The 23,461-nt window shown below is 40.0% G+C and carries 25 protein-coding genes; 13 read left to right on the top strand and 12 right to left on the bottom strand.

Annotated features, from left to right (window positions below; translation table 11 throughout):
* Positions 1-548: 548 nt before the first annotated feature.
* The 7 genes from ACGLYD_RS18310 to ACGLYD_RS18280 form a co-directional block, all read right to left on the bottom strand.
* A complete protein-coding gene (locus tag ACGLYD_RS18310) occupies positions 549-1,310 on the bottom strand; it encodes an ABC transporter ATP-binding protein (RefSeq protein WP_399629751.1) in 762 nt (253 codons plus the stop codon).
* The gene (locus tag ACGLYD_RS18305) at positions 1,301-2,122 is read right to left on the bottom strand and encodes an ABC transporter ATP-binding protein (protein WP_399629748.1); all 822 of its coding nucleotides are present in this window, start codon (positions 2,120-2,122) and stop codon (positions 1,301-1,303) included. Before ACGLYD_RS18305 ends, ACGLYD_RS18310 begins: the two co-directional genes overlap by 10 nt.
* A complete protein-coding gene (gene opp1C / locus ACGLYD_RS18300) occupies positions 2,085-2,972 on the bottom strand; it encodes a nickel/cobalt ABC transporter permease (RefSeq protein ID WP_399629746.1) in 888 nt (295 codons plus the stop codon). The genes ACGLYD_RS18305 and opp1C overlap by 38 nt, the downstream gene beginning before the upstream one ends.
* Before the next feature lies 1 nt (position 2,973).
* A complete protein-coding gene (opp1B, locus tag ACGLYD_RS18295; protein ID WP_399629744.1) occupies positions 2,974-3,903 on the bottom strand; it encodes a nickel/cobalt ABC transporter permease in 930 nt (309 codons plus the stop codon).
* Between the two features lie 204 nt (positions 3,904-4,107).
* Positions 4,108-5,712: a nickel ABC transporter substrate-binding protein gene (nikA, locus tag ACGLYD_RS18290; protein ID WP_338654609.1), complete on the bottom strand. Its 1,605-nt coding sequence runs from the start codon at positions 5,710-5,712 to the stop codon at positions 4,108-4,110.
* A 209-nt stretch (positions 5,713-5,921) separates the two neighbouring features.
* Complete coding sequence (locus ACGLYD_RS18285; protein ID WP_399629740.1) at positions 5,922-6,674, bottom strand: hypothetical protein; 753 nt, start codon at positions 6,672-6,674, stop codon at positions 5,922-5,924.
* Positions 6,671-7,207 (bottom strand): RNA polymerase sigma factor, encoded by a 537-nt coding sequence (locus tag ACGLYD_RS18280; RefSeq protein WP_231885741.1) that lies wholly within the window; start codon positions 7,205-7,207, stop codon positions 6,671-6,673. The genes ACGLYD_RS18285 and ACGLYD_RS18280 overlap by 4 nt, the downstream gene beginning before the upstream one ends.
* 188 nt (positions 7,208-7,395) lie before the next feature.
* Here ACGLYD_RS18280 and ACGLYD_RS18275 point away from each other — a divergent pair, with 188 nt between their 5' ends.
* On the top strand, positions 7,396-7,941 hold the full coding sequence (locus ACGLYD_RS18275; RefSeq protein WP_399633307.1) for an NADPH-dependent FMN reductase: 546 nt from the start codon (positions 7,396-7,398) through the stop codon (positions 7,939-7,941).
* A gap of 854 nt (positions 7,942-8,795) precedes the next feature.
* Here the strand turns inward: ACGLYD_RS18275 and ACGLYD_RS18270 are convergent.
* Together ACGLYD_RS18270 and ACGLYD_RS18265 are read right to left on the bottom strand one after the other, a co-directional pair.
* A complete protein-coding gene (locus ACGLYD_RS18270) occupies positions 8,796-9,359 on the bottom strand; it encodes a GNAT family N-acetyltransferase (RefSeq protein WP_338654613.1) in 564 nt (187 codons plus the stop codon).
* Positions 9,360-9,454: 95 nt separating this feature from the next.
* Positions 9,455-10,339: an EamA family transporter gene (locus ACGLYD_RS18265; RefSeq protein WP_399629736.1), complete on the bottom strand. Its 885-nt coding sequence runs from the start codon at positions 10,337-10,339 to the stop codon at positions 9,455-9,457.
* A gap of 526 nt (positions 10,340-10,865) precedes the next feature.
* Here ACGLYD_RS18265 and ACGLYD_RS18260 point away from each other — a divergent pair.
* From ACGLYD_RS18260 to ACGLYD_RS18235, 6 genes are all read left to right on the top strand, one after another.
* On the top strand, positions 10,866-11,804 hold the full coding sequence (locus ACGLYD_RS18260; protein ID WP_338654619.1) for a carbohydrate kinase: 939 nt from the start codon (positions 10,866-10,868) through the stop codon (positions 11,802-11,804).
* Between the two features lie 114 nt (positions 11,805-11,918).
* Entirely contained in the window at positions 11,919-13,073 is a 1,155-nt protein-coding gene (locus ACGLYD_RS18255; RefSeq protein WP_399629733.1) for an ABC transporter substrate-binding protein, read from the top strand.
* Between the two features lie 92 nt (positions 13,074-13,165).
* Complete coding sequence (locus ACGLYD_RS18250) at positions 13,166-14,050, top strand: branched-chain amino acid ABC transporter permease (RefSeq protein WP_399629730.1); 885 nt, start codon at positions 13,166-13,168, stop codon at positions 14,048-14,050.
* Positions 14,051-14,054: 4 nt separating this feature from the next.
* Complete coding sequence (locus tag ACGLYD_RS18245; protein ID WP_342539287.1) at positions 14,055-15,035, top strand: branched-chain amino acid ABC transporter permease; 981 nt, start codon at positions 14,055-14,057, stop codon at positions 15,033-15,035.
* On the top strand, positions 15,007-15,780 hold the full coding sequence (locus tag ACGLYD_RS18240; RefSeq protein WP_399629727.1) for an ABC transporter ATP-binding protein: 774 nt from the start codon (positions 15,007-15,009) through the stop codon (positions 15,778-15,780). Before ACGLYD_RS18245 ends, ACGLYD_RS18240 begins: the two co-directional genes overlap by 29 nt.
* Entirely contained in the window at positions 15,773-16,474 is a 702-nt protein-coding gene (locus ACGLYD_RS18235; RefSeq protein ID WP_399629724.1) for an ABC transporter ATP-binding protein, read from the top strand. The genes ACGLYD_RS18240 and ACGLYD_RS18235 overlap by 8 nt, the downstream gene beginning before the upstream one ends.
* Positions 16,475-16,917: 443 nt before the next feature.
* On the opposite strand, the gene ACGLYD_RS18230 is transcribed toward ACGLYD_RS18235, so the two are convergent.
* The gene (locus tag ACGLYD_RS18230) at positions 16,918-17,166 is read right to left on the bottom strand and encodes a hypothetical protein (protein WP_067213645.1); all 249 of its coding nucleotides are present in this window, start codon (positions 17,164-17,166) and stop codon (positions 16,918-16,920) included.
* 177 nt (positions 17,167-17,343) lie between these two features.
* On the opposite strand from ACGLYD_RS18230, the gene ACGLYD_RS18225 reads away from it, so the two are divergent.
* The gene (locus tag ACGLYD_RS18225; protein WP_399629721.1) at positions 17,344-17,799 is read left to right on the top strand and encodes a general stress protein; all 456 of its coding nucleotides are present in this window, start codon (positions 17,344-17,346) and stop codon (positions 17,797-17,799) included.
* Positions 17,800-18,148: 349 nt separating this feature from the next.
* On the opposite strand, the gene ACGLYD_RS18220 is transcribed toward ACGLYD_RS18225, so the two are convergent.
* Complete coding sequence (locus ACGLYD_RS18220) at positions 18,149-18,343, bottom strand: CsbD family protein (RefSeq protein ID WP_067213643.1); 195 nt, start codon at positions 18,341-18,343, stop codon at positions 18,149-18,151.
* A gap of 212 nt (positions 18,344-18,555) precedes the next feature.
* Here ACGLYD_RS18220 and ACGLYD_RS18215 point away from each other — a divergent pair, with 212 nt between their 5' ends.
* Positions 18,556-18,960, top strand: a complete 405-nt coding sequence (locus tag ACGLYD_RS18215; protein WP_340741078.1) for a hypothetical protein — start codon at positions 18,556-18,558, stop codon at positions 18,958-18,960.
* 42 nt (positions 18,961-19,002) lie between these two features.
* Here ACGLYD_RS18215 and ACGLYD_RS18210 read toward each other — a convergent pair whose 3' ends face one another.
* A complete protein-coding gene (locus ACGLYD_RS18210) occupies positions 19,003-19,818 on the bottom strand; it encodes a flagellin (protein ID WP_399629718.1) in 816 nt (271 codons plus the stop codon).
* A gap of 167 nt (positions 19,819-19,985) precedes the next feature.
* On the opposite strand from ACGLYD_RS18210, the gene ACGLYD_RS18205 reads away from it, so the two are divergent.
* The 4 genes from ACGLYD_RS18205 to ACGLYD_RS18190 are packed head-to-tail and all read left to right on the top strand — an operon-like array spanning position 19,986 to position 23,433.
* On the top strand, positions 19,986-21,131 hold the full coding sequence (locus tag ACGLYD_RS18205; protein ID WP_399629715.1) for a betaine/proline/choline family ABC transporter ATP-binding protein: 1,146 nt from the start codon (positions 19,986-19,988) through the stop codon (positions 21,129-21,131).
* 13 nt (positions 21,132-21,144) lie between these two features.
* Positions 21,145-21,801 (top strand): ABC transporter permease, encoded by a 657-nt coding sequence (locus ACGLYD_RS18200; RefSeq protein WP_067213639.1) that lies wholly within the window; start codon positions 21,145-21,147, stop codon positions 21,799-21,801.
* 28 nt (positions 21,802-21,829) lie between these two features.
* Positions 21,830-22,729 carry an osmoprotectant ABC transporter substrate-binding protein gene (locus ACGLYD_RS18195; protein WP_187048026.1) on the top strand — a complete coding sequence of 300 codons (900 nt, stop codon included), beginning with the start codon at positions 21,830-21,832 and terminating at the stop codon, positions 22,727-22,729.
* A 17-nt stretch (positions 22,730-22,746) separates the two neighbouring features.
* On the top strand, positions 22,747-23,433 hold the full coding sequence (locus ACGLYD_RS18190) for an ABC transporter permease (protein WP_067213638.1): 687 nt from the start codon (positions 22,747-22,749) through the stop codon (positions 23,431-23,433).
* Positions 23,434-23,461 lie beyond the last annotated feature (28 nt).

The raw sequence follows: 23,461 nt of genomic DNA, 5'->3' as shown, positions 1-23,461 counted from the left end.
TATACGAATAGAGACTAACCAAGTTATTAATCTTTCATAGTTCTCTTTCCATAGTTTTTTCATTATCAAAGTCAAGAACAGCAGAGATAACAAAAATAAAAAAGAGATGATACTTGTTAACTGGAAAAAAAGAGTTTCTTTAAAACCACCATAACCAATGCAAATGATAACGCTACTCGCAAAAACTATTGATACAACAGGTAACAATTGAAAAAATATGTCGTAGTTTCGTTTCTTGATAAATCGCATCATAGTCGGGGAAATTAAAGCAATAAGTAAGATATAGGACATAACGACGAGTACGTCTATTACGACTAAGAATAAGTCCATCTCGTTTCAACCCCCTTATCAAACCCACCTATAGAATGACCCTCTTAGAAAAGGCTATATAGTTAAACTATACCCTTTGAACCCTGCGATTATGCATCGAAACACGCTATTTCTTTGCAATGAACATAAAAAAGAGGATGGTGTATCACCCATCCTCGTTACGCTGTCGTTATTCTATTACCCCTGGCTTTTTAATACAGGCTTTTTAAGCGATGCAATCACGGAACATTAAAGAGCATTACTGAATTTAGTAACCTCTTCGCATAATCATTTTTTGCAAGTAGTAGATTGGAGCTTTCTAATTCCTCAACAATTTCTCCTTGATATAGAAAAAGAATTCTATCGCAAATATTAGCGACGACCTGAAGATCATGAGTTATAAAGAGGTAAGTCATATTCATGTCATCCTTAATATCACGTAGTAGTTGAAGAATTTCCGCCTGACTCGAAACATCCAGGGAACTGATGGCCTCGTCAAGAACAATAAATTTAGGCTTAGTTGCAATGGCACGTGCAATACAAACACGCTGAAGTTGTCCTCCGCTCAACTCATGCGGATATTTATGGATCATTGTATGTGGGAGCCCGACTCTAGATAAGAGCTCAGCGATCCGTTCATCGAGATTTTTATTATCTCCTAGAGCAATCAGTGGTTCTGCAATTATACTTCGGGTTGTAAATTGTGGATTTACAGACGAGGTGTAATCTTGAAATACTACACTCATTTTCCCTTTATTCTTCTTAATCCATATCGAAAAAGGTTCTCCCTCAATCATTACTCTGCCGCGACCTGGTTTCTCTAGACCAAGAATGATTTTGCTCAGCGTGCTCTTACCGCTTCCACTTTCACCAATTAACCCTAGACACTCGCCTTTTTTAATCTGAAGGCTAATATCGCTCAAAACCTCGGTTTTAGACTTAATAAAAAAACCGCCGTATTTATTATAGCTTTTTGATACGTTCTCAACGTTTACAAACATGATAATAATCCCGACGTCATAGATTGCTGAAACGGCTCTGTTAGGCTCAATCGGGTATTGATTAAATACTTCGTGAAATCATGCTTCGGGAAGGAAAAGACTTCCTTGGTCTTTCCGTATTCTAGACATTTTCCATTTTGCATAACGAGCAATTCATCTGACAAATATTGAACAACCCCTAAATCGTGGGAAATGAAGATAATCGAAGTGCCTGTGAGTTCGCGTAGCAACTTGAATTGCTCTACAATATCACGTTGATTTATGAAGTCGATTGCTGTTGTGGGCTCATCGGCTATTATGATATCCGGCTCCATCATAATCACAATAGAAATCATTACTCTCTGTAGCATCCCTCCCGACAGTTGATGTGGATACATCTTCAAAACTTGCTCGGGATGATGGATATGTACACGATGCAACGCAACTTTTGCCATGTCTATAGCGAGCTTCTTTTTAACCCCTAAGTTTTCGCGAAATGTCTCACTCATTTGTCTGCCGATAGTATTGAGTGGATTAAAAGCTGTCATTGCATCTTGAAGAATCATACAGACTTGTTGTCCCCGGATTTTTCTCATCACCCCATTTGATTGTCCGATTAAGTTCATTCCATTAAAAATGGCTTCACCCGTAACATCCAGCCATGGGGAAGTTAAACCGAGGATTGCTCTTGCGGTTATTGATTTTCCACTTCCGCTTTCACCTACAATACCGAGGCAGCTGTTCTCTTTAAGAGTGAAATTTAAATCTTGTACAATCTGCTGCCCACTTCTCGTGTCAATAACGGATAGCTTTTTTACTTCTAGTAAAGACATTCAAGCGACTCCTTTTCTTTTTCATCTGAAAGTGTATAGGATTTATGGCTGAATGTAAGCTGTCGCCGAGGAAGTTGAACGCAGCAACGACAATTACAATTGCAAGTCCTGGAGCAAGCATGTGTGCTGGGTGGGTAATCATTACGTTTCTCGCTTCATTTAACATCATGCCCCATTCTGGTGTCGGTGCCTGTACACCTAAACCTAGGAAGGAGAGTGCAGAGATATTTAAAACAACCCATCCCGTATCAAGGGTCGCAAATACCGCTACTTCGCCTGATACACCAGGAAGTAAATGTTTTCTCATAATATGTCCTGTGCTACAACCGGATACCTTAGCGAAGCGAATATAATCTTTGTCTATATATTGAATAACCACAGATCGGATCATACGTGTATACCAAGCCCATTTGGCAAGGATGTTGGCGATTACCACATTTAACAAGCCTGGTCCAAGGACCCCTACAATCGCTAAAATCATGACTTCTGATGGAAAAGACAGCATAATATCACAAAATCTCATAATAATTTCGTCTACTTTCCCACGGAAGAACCCTGAAATAATTCCAAGCAATGTTCCAATCGTAATCGTAATGCACATTGTAACCAAAGCGAAAAAGACGGTTGTGCGAATTCCAAATAAAAGTCTGGATAAAATGCATCGTCCTAATTGGTCTGTTCCTAATGGGTAGGTTTGGCTGACTCCTGCATATTTCTGAAGGATATTCATTTCTAACGGATTATGAGGTGCAAGAATGGGAGCGAAAATACCGGCAGTAATAACCAAAAGTAACAATGATAAGCAAAGAATGGCCAATTTATCAGTCTTTAAACGTCTCCAAACATTCATACTATAATTCCTTTCTCATGCGTGGATCAAGCATTGTATTAAGAATATCAACTAGAAGATTACATATAACGAACAGCACGCCCATAATTAATATGTAAGCTTGGATAATTGGGAAATCCGAATTAAAGATTGCAGTAACGCATAATCGTCCAATACCTGGCCAAGCAAAAACATTTTCGACAATAACCGTTCCAGCAATCAGCTTAGGAATCGACATTCCTATGGCGGTCATGGAAATTTGAAGAGAGTTTTTAAAGACTTTTCTGGTGATTGTGCCTTCCTTTAAGCCACGAACCCTAGCATAAAGTACAAAGTTTTCACTTTTGTTTTTAATCATATTGTTTCGAATAAGGCGGACATAAGTTGAAATAAATCCTAAAGACAGCGTGACAGCAGGGAGAATAACAGAACTTGGCCTTTCCATACCGCTAGTGTCGAACCAATTCAGCTTGACAGAAAAGAGCCAGATAAGAAGAATTCCTATCCAAAAACTTGGCATTGCTGTGGAGATGAAAATCAATGCGCGCATCACTTTATCACCGATGCTTCCTTCGTAAATGGCGCACAGCATGCCGATTATAATACTGAAGGAAAGAATAATAACTAACGCAATGAACGCGAGCTGGAGAGTTGCCGGCAGTGCAGTTGCCAGTTGATCAGCAACAGGCTCATGCGTTACATAACTGTTACCAAAGTCCCCTTGAAGGTTATTTCCGAGCCATGAAAAATACCGGACTAAATAGGGTTTATCAAGACCCAGTTCAATTCTCATTGCCTCTATCATGTCTTCTGTCGGTGTAACTTGGTTTACTCGCATTGCAATTTCTGCCGGATCGCTAGTTCGTAAGTTGATCAGTACAAATGCTAAAAACGAAATGCCAAGGATAATTGGAATGATAACTAGCACACGTTTTAATAGATATATTTTCAAGGATATTTCTCCTAACAAGATATTTTATCAAGTAAAATCCCCGGCCAATTCTCTGTCTATAAAAGCATAATCGGTGAGAATTCTATATCTATATAAACTGAGCGAAAGTGCTTGGCTTAGGGCGGGAGGCATCCCAGAGCGCTGTAGCGCCTTAAATGGGATACTTTATTTCAATACATTTATCTATCAAAGGATCGTTTGATTTTATTCTTCGAAGTACATTTTTTCAAAAGGAATTTCGTACTGTGAGACATTAAAATCAACTCCTTTTAGCGCCTTAGTATGAACGGCCTTTGTTACAGAATAGGTTAATGGTATATAAATATTCTCGGAGTGAATATACGTTAAGATATCCTTATACATTTGCTTACGATTATCTTCGCTTTGTTCACTCATAAGATCAGTGATGACTTGATCCAGCCATTCCTTTTTCTCAAGCCCTACTTGTGCTTGATAATCGGCATGAGAAGGCACTCGCCAAGACGATACATAAGTTTGTGGATCATAAGGCAGTCCCCATGATAGAGAATACATTAAATCGAAATCTCCTGTTTTTTGTCGGTCAAAATAGGCTTGTTTCTCTTCTCCAATGATTTTAAGACTGGCACCAACTTGTTTTAAATCATTCTGCATTGATTCACTGATTGTACGTTCCTGAGCGTTATCGGAGTTATAGTAAATTGTAATCTCAAGTTTATTTCCATCTTTATATCGATACCCATCTTTACCTATTTTCCAGCCGGCTTTTGTTAGCAATTCATTTGCTCTGTCTTCACTATATTCTTGTTTTATTAAGTTCACATCTGCATAGGGGACAGATGGTGCAAGAAGGGTATCAGCTACTTGCTCAGCCCCATTTAGAATTCCCTCTGCAATCATTTGTTTGTTAATCGCAGATTGGAATGCTTCGCGAACTATTGGATCTTTTGTAATCGGTTTTTGTGAATTTAAGACAATTGCTCGAGAACCGACTGGACGGCTAACAGCGGTGCTGTATTTGTCTTGCTCAGAAAGCGCCTTGAAAGAATCGTTATCTACCATATCTCCATCGGAACCAAATAGTAGGTCGATTTCACCTTTTTCCAAGGCTAGAAGTATGGTTTGGTGATCGGGCATCACTTTCCATTTAATGGATTTGATTTTCGGCTTATCGCCCCAGTAGTTGTCATTCTCCGTAAATACGGCATATTGATTTTTTTTATGCTCTGTCAACACATAAGGACCTGTACCTGCATAGCTACTAACTCCATTAGCTGTTGTTCCGGCGATAAAACTTTTGGGTGAAATAAACCGAAAGGGGCGAGTCAGGCCGAGTTCTTCTAGTGTAGGATAATAAGGATTCTTCAGTGTTAACTGGAATGTATACCTATCCACAGCTTTTGTTTCTTGGATTTCAGCCACAAGATTCAGCCATGCATTTTTTTCAATATTTTCTACTACAGCATCTACATTCATCTTTACAACTTCCGCATTAAATGGCTCACCATCTGTAAAGACAACTCCTTGCCTTAGATAGAAAGTATATGTTAAACCATCCTCCGAAATATCCCAGTTTTCAGCTAAGGCAGGTTTTATCCCTTCATCCGTATTAATTACCAGAGATTCAAATACAATGTTTTGGGCTGGCATTTCACCTGCATAGAGATGCGGGTTAATGTCTCGAATATCTTTTGTACTTGCAAAGACAAGGTCATTAGTAGACTTAGCTTTGGAGGTCGGGACATTGCCGTCCTTTTTATCGAAGCAAGCCGAGAGTAAAATTACAGTTAGTATGAGTAGGAATATAGAATAACTTTTTTTGTTTTTCAAAGCATAGTCTCCCTTTAGTTTTTGTATTGCAGATTCCCTCACCAAATCGTAATCATTACGATTTGATAGTTAGCTTAGCATGAAAAATATATCGATGCAATATCTATTTCGGAATTCAGAGGGGGCCTACCGACAAAACGGTATGGTGAAATATATGCAAGCGTTCAAAAAAAAAAGACCGTCTCTTGACGGCCCGCTCAAAAAAGGTATTATTCTACGATCTCAAAGCTCTCCAACATATGGTGGAACCTTGCTCCGTGGCCTTCCGCAGCTTCGAGGAAATAGTTTTCTGTAATGACATAGCTACCGTCTTTGCCGTTGCTGATGACATAGGCATGAACAACTTTAGCATCCCAATCGCTACCGTTCAATCCGTGTAATAAATAACCTTCAACTGGTTCTGTCACTGTTTCGACTGCTCTTAGCTCCGGGAAGACTTTCTTTAACTCGGCTTCAAACTTTTTAACGAGATCTTCGGGTTTCTGATCAGCTACTTGTTTAATTTCCATTGTCACTTCCGGGTACTTTTCTGGAAGGGGTTCAATTGTTGTAATGACGTCTGCTTTATCGCCGTTGATCATTTTATAGCGTGTTTCATCGACATAGATGATGTACTCGGAGTTTCCACCTTCATTTAAATTAACGTCGGTTTTTTCGTCCTGTCCTTCAATGCTTTGAGTAATTTCCTTTTCTGGGACGAACATGTCTTTAATACCTTTCATGAATGCCATTCCTGTATCCGTTTGTAAACTGAATGCGATGACAAGGGCGGCGGCAGTTGTAATGATAATTGGAATTACACGATTTTTCTTTTTCATTTTCTTCACATCTCCTCTGTTAACGTTCTCTTCGCTGAATAGTTCTTTTTCTAGACCGTTCCATATTTCATCTTTTAGACCAAGCGTTTCTTGTTCAGTCCGTTTATCGAGAGCCTCTTTTGCTCGTTCGTCGAAGTTACTCATTGTGATCCCTCCTCCTTATTCGTCGGGTCTAACTGTTCTTTTAGTCGTTTTCTACCTTTAAACAACCGTGACTTTACTGTATTGTGATTTAACCCTAGAATGTCCGCAATTTCTTTTTCGGTAAAGCCCTTCACATACTTTAATATGATTGGAATTCGGTGTATGTCATCAAGCGATTGAATCGTATCGTATAAATCGGATAGCTGATTGAAAGATTCTTCGGCAAGAGATGGGTCATTTTCCAAGTCGGGATGTTCAAATTTTGAAAGAGGGGACTCTTTCTTTAGGTAACGAAGACATTCATTCATTAAAATCCGGTAAAACCACGGGTCAAAGGGCAATTCAGGGTTGTAGCTACCGATTTGCCGATAGACGCGGATGAACGTTTCTTGTACCGCATCTTTGGCCATTTCACGGTTGCGCGTAATAGCAGAAGCCGTTCGAATTGCGTAGTCTGCATATGCTTCGTAAAATTCGCGAAACGAGTCTTTGTCACCGGTCTGTATGTTTCGTATCAATTTTTCTATCTCCACTCGGGTTTCACTCCTTCCAAAACAACGGTATTTTGTTGCTCTTACTATACTTACCCTTAGAAACACTAAAAAGTTTTCAGGGAAGAAATTTAATTTGCAAAGTTGAGTCGAATGATAGATGTGAATCGTGGGTATCGTGTAGAATACATGTTAAAGAATGGAATATGTAAAAAAGAGGAGAGAACTTGATGAAAATTGTAGCGATTGTCGGGAGTTTACGAAAAGATTCATTCAACATGCAGTTAGTAAAAACGGTTGAAAAGAGATACAGTCACCTTTTCGAAATAGAAATTGCGGATATCGGAAATTTGCCGTTCTACAATGAGGATGAGGAAAAGTCACCTTCTGAGAAAGTACAAAACTACAAGAAAATGGTTGCTGATGCGGATGCTGTACTCATTAGCACACCTGAATTCAACTGGTCCATGTCGGGCGTTTTGAAAAATGCATTGGAATGGCTATCCAGAGTGGACAAGCCGATAGCAGGTCAACCGGTATTGCCGATGGGAGTTTCTCAAGGAGTGTTAGGGACGGTTAGAGCACAATTGCACTTGCGACAAGTATTAGGGAGTATCCAAGCAACTACACTGCCTCCTGCGGGAAATGAAATATTCATTGGCTCAGCCGGACAAAAGTTCCAAGATGGTTATCTGACAGACGAAGGCACACTCAAGTTTTTGGATTTAGTCGTTGATAAGTTTGTTACTTTCGTAAAAGAGCAAGAAAGTAAATAAAGAAAACCGCCTTTTTGATTTCTAATGGATAGAAAACGAAAGGGCGGTTTGTATAGTAAAAGAAAGTCACGTCTGTTGATTAACCACTTTCTTGCATTAAGAGCAGGTAAGAAAGGCTTGAAAAACACCATTTTCACTTGATCATTTCCGGTCCGCTTTCAGCGAAATAGTCATGACAACTTTACCGAGGGGAGAGTGTGGCTAGAAATGACTTCGTCATTCCTAGCCACACTCTTTTCAGTAATTCTGTTACGATTAGTTGCCTGTCGCGTTCCTACAACGTTTAAGTGAAAAATACAGCTACTTTTGAAAAAAAGATTAGATGACTCTTTAGAAAGGTTGTAAGTGCCCGAAGATACAATTTCGGGCACTTTAGTACTTTGTACAAGGTGTTCCTTGCTTACTATTAGTAAAGAGTATGCACCTTATCATGCGATGGACTATAAGAAAGTGACTCTTTCTTAACTAAAAAAGACAAGACTATGGAGAAGGCTTCAGCCGCCAAAATTGAATCTTTGGTGGCTATTATCCAGCTAAGAAGCCCCGCTATTCTTTCGTCCCAAAAAGTTTTAGCACTTCGTGTACGTATACATTTGGAGAGCGACGGATGAATAAGCACCATACGATTACCGAAAAAAATGTGTAGGGATGCGACGAAGTCGTATTCCTACACATCAAGATATCTCGTTAATCGTATAGAGGTCGTTCAATCCAAAGCGATCCAAAGTAATTGTACACGAAGCGCCTAGTGTTGGATTTAGTTATTTACTGATTGTTTTTGGTTAATCAACACATGTGAAAGAAAGTATAAGTTTTTATCTGGAGTGGTGTCTAGACTCCAGCGCTGTTCTTAGTTAAACAATTTTCACCATATGATGAAAAGGTTCACCAATGATTGTCCAGGGTGAGACGATTTCATAACCCAGCCGTTTGTATAGACGAATAGCTGGTTCTTTTTGTGTTTCGACGTTTAAAGAAAGCTTTGCACTGTATTTTTGTTTCGCGACTTCTTCTGCGTACTCAAACAACTCCGTACCGATTCCTTTACCGCGAAATGCAGGATCAATACAAACTGTATCGATGTAAAGTTCGTCAGCTAACGATTCCGCTTCGACTTCAGAGTTAGTAGCACCTTTTTTAGCAAGCCACTCACTTAAATTTCGATCGAGTTCAGGGGCATCTGCGCCTGCATACAACACCATAATACCTGCTACTTTTCCATCCAGCTCGGCAATATATGTATAGAGATGGGAGTGTCGGTTATCCTCACGCTTGAAAAGTACGCATAGTTCCTGCTCTACCTTGTCCCATTCTGTTTCGCCTGTCATTCTTTTAGCGATATCACCGATTGCGTCGATAATAAGCGGTGCAGCCTGTTCGGCATCAGTCGGTTGTGCTTGTCGAATTGTTATGTCCATTATTAAAAACCTCCTTCTACATCCTCTATTATATCAAATATTAACTGTTGTAAAGAAAACAACCCACCTGCAAGTGCAGTGGGCTGTTGAAACTATCAGTTGTATTTCAATCTTCTCTGCGCAATGGTCGGTAACGTCATACCAATTACGATAATAATAATACCAATTACTTGGAAAATTGTCAGCGCTTCGCTCAATAAAATAACGGACGCGGTGACAGCAACGGGAAGTTCTGCTGCGCTTAAAATCGATGTCATCGCAGTCCCAACTTTCGGCACTGCAATTGAGAAGAGGTAAATCGGAATGACAATCCCGAACAGTCCTAGGATCAAACCATATATCCATAAATTTTCGTTAAACAACGTACCGTTCCAGACGATTTCGGGCGATTGGAAAAAGAAGATTGCAATTGCTGCGAAAAACGATGTGAACAGTAGACGCGTTTCCGTATCCATTCCTTCAACTTGTCGTGAATTAATCATAACGAATGATGCAAAGCTGACAGCTGAAGCCATTCCCCATGCCCAACCTTGCCAAGGAATTCCGCTAAGATCTGCATCGATAATACCGGCTGCAAGAATTGTACCGCCGAAAAGGAAAAGAAGTGAAATGACTTCAATCCGTTTTGGAAGGCGTCGTTTCGCGATACAGTCGAACAGCATTCCTACCCAAGTGAATTGGAATAGCATAACAACCGCAAGAGAAGCAGGCATGTATTCAATGGCTTGGCCGTATACCGTACCAGTCGTTGCAGTAAATAACCCTGCAAGAAGGAGTGTCACACCACCGCCAAACTTTGGGACTTTACGTCGTACAAAGACGAAGATAAGTAGAGCTATGAAAAAACCGACAAAGTATTGGCTCGTTACTGCTTCAGCAGCAGTGTAACCATCTTGAATCGCGAGTTTAATAATTGTTGAAAGAATACCATAACAGCTTGCTGCAAAGACGATAAGTAGTGGATAAATCCATTGTTTCATAAGAAAATCCTCCCGTTCCATCCAAACAGTATACCACGATTAGGGAAAGAATTACAGGTCAGAGGTCAGACAACTAACATGAATTTAAATTGTGGGGTGTAATGATTCGATTATAAAGTCACGTCTGTTGAATAACTATTTGTTTGTATAAAATACTGGTGAGTAGGGCTTGGAAAAATCCGTTTTCACTGGATCATTTCCGGTTCGCTTTCGGCGAAATTATCACGACACTCTTTTCAGTAATCCTATTGCGAATAGTTGCCTGTCGCATCCCTACATATCCAGACATCTCGGTAATCGTATAGAAGTCATTCAATCCAAAGTAAATTATATACGTAGCGCCCAGTAGGTGATCATGTTATTCACTAGTTACTTTTGGTTAATCAACAGGCGTGTTACGAAAGCGCCGAAGGGGATTGGAAGAAATTCTTTATTTCAACATCTAAAACTATATATTTCCGTACTCTTCCTGTAAATCGTGTTCCATGATACGATTGGGAAAAATAAAGTGATAGGGTGTACATTCATGATTGATGCGAATAAAAAACATGTTTTAATTTACGGCGATGCATTCGTCGATTATATAGCGGAAGACCAGTCCAATTCAACATTCACGACGTTTCTTGGCGGAGCAACGGTCAATGTGGCAGCGGGTATTTCTAGGCTTGGCGCTTCGTCCGCATTCATCACCGTGACAGGAGATGACGAAACTTCCCAGTTTGTTCGGAATGAATTGAGGAAAGAAGGCGTCGACTTGACGTTTGCTAAACTGGAGAATGACAAACGGGTGAGTGGCGTGTATGTCCATTTGACGGATGACAACGACCGTATTTTTCATACATATATCGATGAGACGCCTGATATCCAAGTAGAAACTACTGATTTGTCTATAGAGGCATTTCAAGATGCTTCCGTATTGCATATTTGTTCGGGCACAATGTTTCATTTAACAGCCCTACAAACGACGCGGGAAGCGGTACGTCTTGCTAATAAGTTTGGAGTGCCTTTGTCATTAGACGCAAATATCCGCCCGCTAAGGTGGGAGAGTGAAGCGCTTTGCCGTGAGACAATCATGTCATTTGTTGAGAACACCAATCTGCTGAAACTGACCGAAGAGGAGCTTTTTTTCCTAACGGAGACAGATACGTTGAAAGATGGAATCCTCAAGTTAGCACCTTATCGGATTCCTGTAATACTCGTCACCGCGGGTGAGCTCGGTACGTTTGCTGTCATTGACGGCAGCATAACACATGTAGGCGTTGAACCCATCATAGCTGTCGATACGACGGGAGCAGGCGATGCATTCATTGCAGGAATTCTTCGCCAAATCCAATTGAAAGGGAAACCAAAAACCCGCGATGAGTGGATTGACTATATTTCCTTTGGCAATAAACTCGGTGCACTCTGTGCAACAAAATCGGGCGCATTGTCGGCAATGCCTCGGCTTGAAGAAATAGATGAATAATGGAATCCTCCCTTTTTTATAGGGAGGATTTTTTATTTGATATTCCAATTAACTAAATAGTGGTGTATATTTAGAATTATCACTATTTTTAACTATTAAAGGGGATGGGATTAAATGAATAAGAGAATAAAACTGCTATTTTCAGTCTTGATGATGTTCACGCTAGTTGTGCTGACAGCTTGTGGAACCGATACGAAGGATGCGGGCGACAAAGAAACAGGAGCAGATGGCCCGGTAAAGGCTAAAATAGGTGTCATTTCTTATTTAACTGGACCAGGAGCTGGTTATGGAGAAGCAATTACGAATGGCTTGAAACTGGCCCATAAAGAACTTAAAGAAGCAGGGGAAGTTGACCTGGAATTAAAGATTGAAGACTCAGCTGGTAAACAAGAAGAAGCATTATCAGCTGCACAGAAATTGATGAACTCAGATAATGTCGATGCAATTATTGGGCCTACGCTTAGTACAGAAATGTTTGTAGTTGGACCTGAAGCAGATTTAAATGGTGTTCCAATCATGGGGACTTCAAATACGGCTGAGGGGATTCCTCAACTTGGGGATTATGTATTTAGAAACTCAATCCCTGAGACACTAGCGATTCCAGCGTCAGTACAAAAAGCAATTGAAAAATATGATGTTAAAAAAGTAGCGATTTTATATGGCAATGACGATGTATTTACAAAAGCGGGTTACGATGTAATGAAAAAAGTAGCAGAAGACTTAAATCTGGAGGTCGTTACGACAGAAACATTCCAGTTAGGTCAATCCGATTATAAAGCACAATTGACGAAAATAAAGAACTTGAACCCGGATTTGATTCTTGCATCTGCTTTGTATAATGAAGGTGCGGTAATTTTAGACCAAGCTAGAAAAATGGGGCTTGATGTTCCATTTGTGGGTGGGAATGGATTCAACTCACCGGAAGTTATCAAAATTGCTGGAGATGCATCCAATGGTTTAATCGTTGCGACACCGTGGTTTGCTCAAAAGGATGACGAAAAAGTAAAGAACTTTGTTAAAAACTATACAGAAGCATATGGAGTTGAACCAGATCAGTTTGCTGCACAAGCTTATGATGGATTGTATCTAATGGCTGAAGCGGTTAAAAATGCAGGTGTAGCTGACCGCGATGAAATTCGCGATGCGTTAGCAACACTCAAGGACTTTAAAGGTGTATTAGGCACAATGTCATTTGATGAAGACGGAGATATTGTCATGGAACCAACTGTATTAATTATTGAAGGTAACGAGTATGTAGTGTTCGAATAAATGATCGGCAATCAGGTTGAGATGTTTGCAGCCTGATTGCATTTCTATTTTAACTATTTAAAAAAGCTGAGAATGGATAAGGAGGGTGCACATTGCTAATTGAACAATTAATAAATGGTCTTACATTGGGTAGTATTTATGTTGTTGTTGCCCTCGGTTATACGTTGGTGTTTGGTGTCCTTAACATTGTCAATATGGGGCATGGGGAAATTTTTATGTTTGGTGCATTTATGGGCGTTATTGTAACGAATAGTTTAGGTTTACCATTATATGTGGCCTTTTTGGTCGCAATTATTGTTACAGGTATATTAGGTTATTTCCTTGAGCGTTTTGCATTAAGACCACTGAGAGGTAAAGAGGGCGTGTCCCATCTTGCTCCGCTTATCAGTACGATTGGGGTATCTATTTTTCTTGAAAATGCTGCTCATCACTTTTTTGGAGCTGGAAATCATCCATTTCGGACAAGTTTTTCAGAGTTGAACATTACGATTGGTTCAACAACCGTCTATTATGTCCAAATTCTTATCTTCATTATTGCGATTCTATTAATGTTTGGACTCACATTTTGGCTATCGAAAACAAAGGCGGGCAAGGCATTACGTGCAAGTGCGGAAAATTTAGCTGTTGCAAGCCTACTAGGTGTTAATACGAAAAGGATGATTACACAAACAGTTATTATTGCATCTGCAATGGGTGGAATTGCCGGAATTCTAGTTGGAATTGCATTCAACTCAGTTAATCCACAAATGGGTTTATCATTCGGATTAAAAGGTTTAGCTATTATCATTCTTGGTGGTTTAGGAAACGTTCGTGGTGCGATGGTGGGCGGGTTAATATTAGGGCTTTCTGAAACGTTTTTAGTAGCTTATGGAAATTCAGGCTATCGTGATGCGATAGCGTTTTTAGCTATTATCATTATTTTAATTGTGAGACCACAAGGACTTTTCGGTACGGCAACATCGAAATCAAGGGGGTGATTATATGTTAAGCGAATTAATAAACCCATATTATTTGCAAGTTGCAACTTTTATTTTATTGAATATTATCCTTGGTGTTAGTATTTACATAACACTTGGAACAGGGCAATTGTCACTGGGGCATGCAGGATTCATGAGTATAGGTGCATACACGTCGGCTATTTTAACGCTTAATTATAATGTACCTCTAATACTCGGTATTATTATTGCAGCTGTGTTTACAGGTTTTATCGGCGTGTTAATTGGTTTTCCTGCCCTAAGGTTACAAGGCGTATATCTTGCGATTGCGACGCTTGGGTTTGGGGAGGTCATTCGAGTACTGTTTATCAATTGGGAAGGTTTAACAAACGGTGCTATTGGGATTCGTAGTATCCCTCATCTTGGGCGAGAGATTTTGAGTTTTAGTAACAGTTTAGGTTTTAGTCCGGAAATGATTGGATTAAAAAATAACCAATTTATAAGTTTAGCAGTTTTTCTTGTATTACTGATGATTAGCATTGGCGTTATTTGGTTCTTTATTAGACAAAACAATTCTAGAATTGGGCGTGCATTTGCTTCTATTAAAATGGATGAAGAGGCATCGGAAGCAATGGGTATTAACATTACATACTATAAGATTCTAGCATTCGGTCAAGGAGCGCTACTTGCTGGATTTGCAGGTGCATTATATGCACATTTAACGGCTTATATTAGTCCATCAGATTTCGATTATCATCGTGCTGTTGAAATTCTGATCTTTGCTATATTTGGAGGAAGTGAAGTTATTTGGGGACCGATATTCGGTGCTATTTTCCTTTCAACAATGCCAGAGTTTTTGCGTGTTATCAGCGAGTATCGTTTCATGATTTACGGTGCACTCCTTGTATTGATGATGGCGTTCCGGCCACAGGGGCTCATTGATATGAATGTCGTCAATTGGATTAAACGTCCAAGATTAAAGAAGAAGGAGGGAAAACATGGTACTGGAAATAAAAAAGATAAGTAAAAACTTTGGTGGGATTCAAGCATTGACAGATGTTTCTTTTTCAATAGAACAAGGAGAAGTGCTTGGCTTGATAGGGCCAAATGGTGCTGGAAAAACAACAATGTTTAATATGATTACCGCCATGTTTCCTCCTAGTTCTGGTGAGATAGAATTTACAGGACAGTCGCTTGCAGGTTTGAAACCGCATGAAATTACGAAACAGGGCATTTGTCGTACATTCCAAAACATCAGACTCTTTTCAGAGTTAACTGTTCGCGAAAATGTAATGGTAGGAAATCACTGTCGTCTCACTACTGGTGTTTTGCAAAGTGTGTTTCGGACGAAATATCAAAAGCAAGAAGAGGAAAATGTTCTGAAAAGATCGGATGAGATTCTAGAAATTGTTGGATTGTCAGAATACAGTCAAACGATTGCGAAAAACCTTGCTTACGGTCAACAACGTAGATTAGAAATTGCAAGAGCTTTGGCAAGTCGACCTAAATTATTGCTTCTTGACGAGCCAGCTGCTGGAATGAATGAAAAAGAGACAAATGATTTGTTTGATTTGATCAAGAAAATTCAAGCGCTAAATATAACTATTTTATTAATTGAACATGATATGCCACTTGTTATGCGGATTTGTAGCCGTATTGTGGTATTGAACTTTGGAAAGAAAATTGCAGAAGGTACACCGAGCAGTATTCAAAACAATAAAGAAGTAATTGAAGCCTACCTCGGGGTTGAGGAGGAAGATGAGCTTGCTTAAACTACAGAATGTCAGTACTTTTTACGATAAGATTCAGGCATTGAAAAGCATTGATGTAACGGTTGAGGAGGGGACGATAGTAACCATCCTCGGTGCAAACGGTGCGGGGAAAACAACGATGATGAATACGATTGCAGGTTTATTGAAACCGAAAGAAGGTAGTATTCATTATTTAGGTAAGGATGTAACTGGACAACGACCTGATCAGCTTTTAAGAAAAGGGTTAGCTTTAGTTCCAGAAGGAAGAGGTATTTTGGCTTCTATGACTGTTTTAGAAAACTTGGAAATGGGAGCGTATCATCGAAATGACGCTGAAGTGAATGCTGATCTTGAAAAGGCGATGAATCGATTCCCAATACTAAGGGAAAGACAATCTCAGCTAGGTGGCACACTTTCTGGTGGACAACAGCAAATGCTGGCAATCGCGCGAGTAATTATGTCTAAGCCCAAGTTACTTTTACTTGATGAACCATCGATGGGACTGGCCCCGTTAAACGTTGCAGATATCTTTAAAATTATTAAAGAGATTAATGAAGCAGGAACGACTGTTTTACTGGTTGAACAAAATGCACGTCAGGCTTTAAAAGTTGCGGACTATGGCTATGTGCTTGAGACAGGTAAAGTGGTCGCGAGTGGTAACGCGAAAGAGCTGCTGCAAGATGATACGATAAAAAAGGCTTATCTAGGACATTAATAATTTTGAAGTACATCGACGGTAACGATTTTTGTTGCCGTTTTTTTGCGTTGAACTTTCAATCCAAAGTAATTCAAAAGCACCTGTACATAGAGTGCCTAGTGTTTCATCACAAAAATAAGCAGTACTTTTCTGGTTAATCAACACACGTGTGAAATTGCTATACTATATTTATCATTAGCAAATAGAAAAATTGTGAAATTAACGGTTGAACTCTCAAGTATTCCTCGGCTATCTGCATTTGAATTTACAGAAATGGTTGCGTGGCTAAGCAGGTGTCATAAGGCAAGCAAAAAATACATAGGAATTTGTCGGTCTAGGAGAAGCGATGAACGAAAAGACGGATACTTTTCCGGGGGAATGAAACAGCTATTATTACGTAGGCGATTGTCCATAAACCAAAACTGTACCCCAATCACATTATATGAATGGGGTACAGTTTTTTACTGTTTTTTAAGTCCAGAGCCGCGGAATTTCTCTTCGCTGGATGAATTACTTTTGGAATCGTGATGATGTTTCTCTTCCCGTTCTTCCAATTTTAAATCTTCCAGAGGAATAGAGTCGACAGTTTTCATATCTTCATGCATATCGTAAATGCTTTCCTTATCAGTTCGGAGGTTTTCGGGATTATCCATGTATGGTCCTTCAGCATCCTTTCGGTCCCGTTCAGTAAATACTTTTTTGTTAGTCATCAAAAACAGACTCCTTTCATCTTCGAGTTTGCCGTGGAATATTCTCTTGTCCTTATGTTATTCACTCTTTTACAGAAACTAAACATCCGATTTGATGGAGCAGTGCGTTTCTTAATGGTTTGGACGGGTACAATAAGAAACAAAGGCAATATCATCGAAAAGGAGGAATTTTGTAAAATGGAAAACAAGAAGTATATCGGTACATTTCATTCCATTGATACAGTTTTATATAAAATTACAGAATTGAAAGCGCAAGGCTATGATGAAAGTGATATGTATGTTGTTACCAATGAAGAAGATAATATTTCAATGCTTCGGGGACAGACCGATGCCGAACTCCTCGGTACAGCAGATGATAATTGGTTAGATCGTTTTAAACTGTTTTTGGGCGGTGAAGAACCCATTCTGAATGCTTTTTCACGCATGGGGTTTTCAGAACAGCAATCAAGGGGCTATTACAATGAAGTTAAAAATGGTGGCGTTGCTCTATTCGTTAAAAGTAAGGCACTGGATGAGATGGATAGTAGTACAGAACGTGGCCTGAGCGGAGAACCATTGGATGGTCAGGGTGGAAACCAACAAATGATCGATAATGACGGTACGGTCCCACGCCTCAATACAAGAAACTTATGAGTGGCAGAAGACGGCTGTTAACCCATTGCAAACAGCCGTACTTTTTATATATATGTTGAACAAATGAATACCTAAATAAACTAAGCGGAGGCGCCTTACAAGGGGATATTTATTTCAACTTAAATAGTTGTTGTTATTACGGTTACCCTATTAGTTTCGCAAAATTTACATTCACGCCTTAATAATTTCACACTACCTCAACAAATTAAAAAGCCCCCTCCGTCTAAAAAAGGGGGACATACAGTCATATAATCAAAAGAATGATGCATATTGATACACTTATTCCAATTTCTTAACAGGTATGGACTTATAGCTATCACTGTTTGATAGATGACTTACTTTTTAAAGATTATCGATTGTTATTATCGGAAACTTTATCTTTTAGTTCTCCGATTTTCTTTTGCGCTTCGCCTTTTAACTTATCAAACTTACCTTCAGCTTGTAGTGAAGGATCATTTGTGGCATTGCCTATCTGATCCTTTGTTTCACCTTTCACTTTGTTTACTGTCCCTTTGACTTTGTCTGAGAAACTACCGTTTGTCATTGTAAAGCCTCCTTTTTATTCTTGTTAGGTAATAGATACCCTGCATGAAAAAACATTAAACATGGGAGAAAAAAATAATACTCAATGGTATTTGTTCAGAATAGGTTCAAAAGGTCTAATTTATTGTATAAAAAGGTGACTAAACTTATGTACCCAACCTTCGATATATTACATATAATATAGGTAGATACAAAATAGTGGGAGGAGATGGGATGATTAGAAAAGGTCGATTTGCTTTATGGGATAAAAGGGAGTTTGAACTGGCTTCTTATCAACGACAATACTATTTGCAATCGGCGGATCCTTTAGACTTGAGGAACGGGTTCGTGAAGAATGGATCTAACCATGTTTATATTAAGACTATTTCCGTCGAGGAATTAGAGGATGCGTATGAAGTCATTCCATATGGGATGATTGAAGGCTACCGTTTTGCAGTAGAAGGATATGATGAAAAGACTGGGAAAGTTGCATTGGTAACAAACAATCCATTTGTCAAAGAACGGATCGAAGTGCGTCCTTATGGGGAATTTCAATACATAATAGAAATACTTCTTGAAGATATTGTAATTGAGGAAGATCGGGTTCCTATACTTGGATTTGATGGTTTATACACATAAAAAGGCAATTGTGCATGTCGATAAGACAACACGATTGCCTTTTTATTGTTTTAATAGCTGTAGTACGGACTGGGCTTGTTGCATGTGCATAGCGAGTACGTATTGACCGGCCTGAAGTAGAATGTTTGCTTTCGTGAGTGCCATCATTTCCTTTGCGATGTCGACATCTCTTATGCGGGATTCGGCTGCGATTAAGTTTTCTTCCATGACGAGTGTATTGTTGTAAGCATGTTCAAGCCGGTTTGTATAGGCACCTATTCTAGAGCGTTCTGAGGATACGTTTTTAATTGCATTGTCGAGTAATCCAATTGCATCATTGGCCTTGGATTGGGTTGAAATCGATGCGTCAGACAAACCGATTGTCTCTGCACTCATATCACCAATGAAAAATTCAATTGATTGGCCGGCATTCGCCCCAGCTTGAATCTTCAAGGAAGAGCGTGAACCGTCTAACAGTGTCAATGTATTGAACTCTGTATCTTTTGAAATACGAGTGATTTCCTTTTTTAGTTCTACAAATTCTAGAGAGAGGGCTTCACGATCGGAATCTGTCACTGTTCCATTGGCAGCCTGTACGCTTAGTTCACGCATCCGTTGCAGTATAGCGTGTGTTTCATTTAAAGCACCTTCAGCTGTTTGGAATAGGGAAATACCGTCTTGGATGTTGCGTCCCGCCATCGATAGACCTCGGATTTGCGCACGCATTTTCTCTGAAATTGCAAGGCCTGCTGGATCATCTGCAGCTCTGTTTATGCGCATACCTGAAGACAATCGCTCCATCGACCGCATTACTTGATTGTTTTGCATAGTCATATTGCGGATGACATTCATTCCTGTCGCCTGCCATATTCCAAGCATGGCACAACCTCCTCTTTAAATGTTATATCGGTGATAATTGAGAGATATTAACAAACCGTCATAATCATGTTTGAAAAGTGATGAAAAAGGGTAGCCCATAGAAATAGGTATCTGCTCAGAATACGTATAAAGATGGTTGAACAGTTTAATCATAGGGGGCGAAATGTGTGCTTGAATTTAAAAATGTGTCAAAGATTTATGCTGGAGGTAAAAAAGCTGTAGATAACTTAGATTTACATATCAATGCAGGTGAATTTATCGTCTTTATCGGTCCGAGTGGTTGTGGAAAGACGACAACTATGAAGATGATCAATCGATTAGTTAAACCCACAGAGGGTAAAATATTGATCAATGGAGAAAATATTATGGAAAAGAACATCGTGCAATTGCGACGTTCAATTGGCTATGTCATTCAACAAATTGGTCTTTTCCCCCACATGACCATTCGAGAAAATATTGCACTTGTCCCGCGGCTTATGAAGAAGTCGGTTGATGAGCGAAACAATAAGGCTGATGAGTTAATCGACCTTGTCAATATGCCTAAAGAATTCCTTGATCGCTACCCCCATGAACTAAGTGGAGGTCAGCAACAGCGTATCGGTGTACTTCGTGCATTAGCAGCTGATCCTCCCCTTATCCTTATGGACGAGCCTTTTGGTGCGCTAGATCCGATTACCCGCGATTCGTTACAGGCGGAATTCAAACATCTTCAAAGGACACTTGGTAAAACAATTATTTTTGTAACGCACGATATGGATGAAGCCATTAAGCTCGCAGATCGCATTGTAATTATGAAAGATGGGAAAATTGTGCAAATGGGAACTCCAGACGAAATTTTAAGAGATCCGGCCAATGAATTCGTAGAGGATTTCATCGGTAAAGACCGTCTTTTGCAAGCTCAACAACGTATACAGACGGTGGGACAAATTATGAACCCGAACCCTGTCTCCTTTAAAACGGAAGGGACACTGTCTCAAGCAGTTCAGCTTATGCGTGAGCGCCGTGTGGATTCGCTTCTTGTCGTTGATGAAAACAATGTACTGAAAGGTCTGCTCAATGTCGAGATGATAGACAGGGGCCGCAATATGGAAACGCAGGTCAAGGAAGTCATGTCTACGGAATTGACCGTCGTTCAGGAAGATACGCTTCTTCGTGAAGCAACGCGAAATATTCTTATACGTGGATTAAAATACGTAGCTGTTGTCGATGAAGATCGGCGTTTGGTCGGCTTGATTACAAGAACGAACCTTGTGGATATCGTCTATGATTCCATTTGGGGAGAAAGCGAAGAGCAGACACTTGGTCAGGTGTAAAGGAGGTTTTTGAATGAACGGATTTATTGATTTTTTCTCGGAGTATGGAAGCCAGTTGGCAACGAAGACTTGGGAACATTTGTACATCTCATTTATTGCACTTTTTCTTGGAATCCTTGTTGCAGTACCAATTGGAATAATGCTTACAAAAGTGCCGAAGATAGCTGGTTTTGTATTGGGGGTAGTTGGAGTTATCCAGACATTTCCTAGTCTTGCGATTCTTGCGTTCTTCATACCACTTCTGGGAATCGGGAAAACACCCGCAATTGTTGCTTTATTCCTTTATTCGATGTTGCCAATCCTTAGAAATACGTTTATCGGTGTGAAAGAGGTCAATCAGGATCTCGTGGAGGCAGGTAGGGGAATGGGAATGACGGCGTTTGAACGTACGATGAACGTTGAACTTCCTCTGGCAATTCCTGTTATTATGGCTGGTGTAAGGCTGTCTGCAGTCTACCTTATTGGATGGGCAACACTTGCATCATTCATTGGTGGAGGTGGGCTTGGGGACTTTATCTTTGATGGTCTGAATCTATTTAGGACAGACTTGATTATTGGTGGGGCGATACCAGTTACGTTGCTTGCGCTACTAGTCGATTTCCTGCTCGGTCGTTTTGAATCCTTCGCTACGCCAAAAGGACTTAAAGAAAGCAGAAAAGTGGTTTCTTAAGGAGGGAAAAAGAGTGTTCAGAAAAAGTATGAAAAGAATAGTACTTCCATTATTGGCCACCAGCCTGCTGATTGGGGGTTGTTCACTTCCAGGCCTCGGAGGAGGTAATGACACAATTCGAATTGCAACACTTACAAGTACGGAAACATCGACACTGGGTCATATGATTCGACTTATGATTGAAAAAGAAACAGATTTGAATGTTGAAATGGTGGAAAATTTAGGAACTTCAATCATCCAGCACCAGGCGTTGACGAGCGGGCAAGTAGATATTACAGCTGCACGCTACACGGGTACTGATATGTCGAGTATTTTAGAAGTAGAGCCCCTAGCAGATCCAGAAGAGGCAATGACGCTGGTCCAGGAAGAGTTTGATAAACGATTTGACCAGGTTTGGTACGATTCATACGGGTTCCAAAATACGTATGCGCTCACAGTAACAGCCGACCTTGCTGAAAAAGAAGGACTTGAAACTGTCTCGGATATAGAAAAGATAGCTGATGATTTAACGCTGGGTGTAGACAACTCATGGTTGAACAGGGCAGGAGATGGCTATGAAGGATTCGTTGATACATATGGATTTACATTCGGAGAAGCATTGCCCATGTCTCTGGGGCTCGTCTACCAAGCGGTGAATAGTGGTAAGATGGATGTCGTTTTGGCCTATAGTACTGACGGACGTTTGAAAGCATTTAATTTGAAGACGCTTGAAGACGACAAGAAGTTTTTTCCGCCTTATGAATGTTCACCTGTGACGCGAAAAGATGTAATCGAACAGCACCCAGAAATTGATATAATCCTGAAGAAACTTGCAGGTAAAATAGACGGAGAAACAATGACACGTTTAAATTACGAGGCGGATGTTAATAAAAAAGAACCTGCAATCGTGGCGCAAGAATTTTTGGAAGAAAACAATTACTTCAACTGAATTACGGGGGTGAATGAATGGAAACGTTACAAGAACTTTGGTCATACTACACAGTGAATGGCACGTATGTGTGGGATCAGTTTGTCAGGCATTTCCTTATGTCTGCATACGGAGTCCTGTTCGCGGCGCTTGTTGGTATTCCAGTGGGTATTCTTATTGCCCGATACGGTAAATTGAGTGGATGGGTGTTATCGGTAACGAATATTATTCAAACTATTCCAGCCCTTGCAATGCTTGCTGTTCTAATGCTTGCGATGGGTCTTGGACCGAACACAGTTGTTATGAGTTTATTTTTGTACTCTCTGCTGCCTATTATAAAAAATACGTATACAGGTATAAAAAGTGTAGAAAAACCTATTTTAGAAGCTGGTCGTGCAATGGGGATGACACGGACGCAGATGCTCTTCATGGTAGAACTTCCGCTATCGTTATCAGTTATCATGGCAGGTTTGCGGACCGCTCTTGTTATTGCAATTGGTGTGGCAACAATTGGAGCTTTTATCGGTGGTGGAGGACTCGGCTCCATTATTATTCGAGGGACGAATGTGACAGATGGAGCATCCATTATTTTGGCCGGAGCAATTCCAACCGCATTAATGGCGGTCATCGCGGACCTCTTTATGGGATGGCTGGAACGTGTTTTATCTCCAGCAAACAGAAAAGCAGTAGCAAAACAATCAACATCTACAAATACAGTGGCATGAAATCCCCCCTTTTCTTTGAGGGAATATA

This window comes from Sporosarcina sp. SG10008, assembly GCF_044569405.1.
Taxonomy (GTDB): Bacteria; Bacillota; Bacilli; order Bacillales_A; family Planococcaceae; genus Sporosarcina; species Sporosarcina psychrophila.
The sequence above is the reverse complement of the archived record's forward strand: the minus strand, read 5'-3'. Positions and strand labels throughout refer to the sequence as shown.

Coding starts and splice junctions, on each gene's coding strand:
- ACGLYD_RS18310 (WP_399629751.1), bottom strand. CDS start 1,310: ATGTTTGTAAACGTTGAGAACGTATCAAAAAGCTATAATAAATACGGC.
- ACGLYD_RS18305 (WP_399629748.1), bottom strand. CDS start 2,122: ATGTCTTTACTAGAAGTAAAAAAGCTATCCGTTATTGACACGAGAAGT.
- opp1C (WP_399629746.1), bottom strand. CDS start 2,972: ATGAATGTTTGGAGACGTTTAAAGACTGATAAATTGGCCATTCTTTGC.
- ACGLYD_RS18285 (WP_399629740.1), bottom strand. CDS start 6,674: ATGAGTAACTTCGACGAACGAGCAAAAGAGGCTCTCGATAAACGGACT.
- ACGLYD_RS18275 (WP_399633307.1), top strand. CDS start 7,396: ATGAAAATTGTAGCGATTGTCGGGAGTTTACGAAAAGATTCATTCAAC.
- ACGLYD_RS18270 (WP_338654613.1), bottom strand. CDS start 9,359: ATGGACATAACAATTCGACAAGCACAACCGACTGATGCCGAACAGGCT.
- ACGLYD_RS18265 (WP_399629736.1), bottom strand. CDS start 10,339: ATGAAACAATGGATTTATCCACTACTTATCGTCTTTGCAGCAAGCTGT.
- ACGLYD_RS18260 (WP_338654619.1), top strand. CDS start 10,866: ATGATTGATGCGAATAAAAAACATGTTTTAATTTACGGCGATGCATTC.
- ACGLYD_RS18255 (WP_399629733.1), top strand. CDS start 11,919: ATGAATAAGAGAATAAAACTGCTATTTTCAGTCTTGATGATGTTCACG.
- ACGLYD_RS18245 (WP_342539287.1), top strand. CDS start 14,055: ATGTTAAGCGAATTAATAAACCCATATTATTTGCAAGTTGCAACTTTT.
- ACGLYD_RS18240 (WP_399629727.1), top strand. CDS start 15,007: ATGGTACTGGAAATAAAAAAGATAAGTAAAAACTTTGGTGGGATTCAA.
- ACGLYD_RS18230 (WP_067213645.1), bottom strand. CDS start 17,166: ATGACTAACAAAAAAGTATTTACTGAACGGGACCGAAAGGATGCTGAA.
- ACGLYD_RS18225 (WP_399629721.1), top strand. CDS start 17,344: ATGGAAAACAAGAAGTATATCGGTACATTTCATTCCATTGATACAGTT.
- ACGLYD_RS18220 (WP_067213643.1), bottom strand. CDS start 18,343: ATGACAAACGGTAGTTTCTCAGACAAAGTCAAAGGGACAGTAAACAAA.
- ACGLYD_RS18215 (WP_340741078.1), top strand. CDS start 18,556: ATGATTAGAAAAGGTCGATTTGCTTTATGGGATAAAAGGGAGTTTGAA.
- ACGLYD_RS18210 (WP_399629718.1), bottom strand. CDS start 19,818: ATGCTTGGAATATGGCAGGCGACAGGAATGAATGTCATCCGCAATATG.
- ACGLYD_RS18200 (WP_067213639.1), top strand. CDS start 21,145: ATGAACGGATTTATTGATTTTTTCTCGGAGTATGGAAGCCAGTTGGCA.
- ACGLYD_RS18195 (WP_187048026.1), top strand. CDS start 21,830: ATGAAAAGAATAGTACTTCCATTATTGGCCACCAGCCTGCTGATTGGG.
- ACGLYD_RS18190 (WP_067213638.1), top strand. CDS start 22,747: ATGGAAACGTTACAAGAACTTTGGTCATACTACACAGTGAATGGCACG.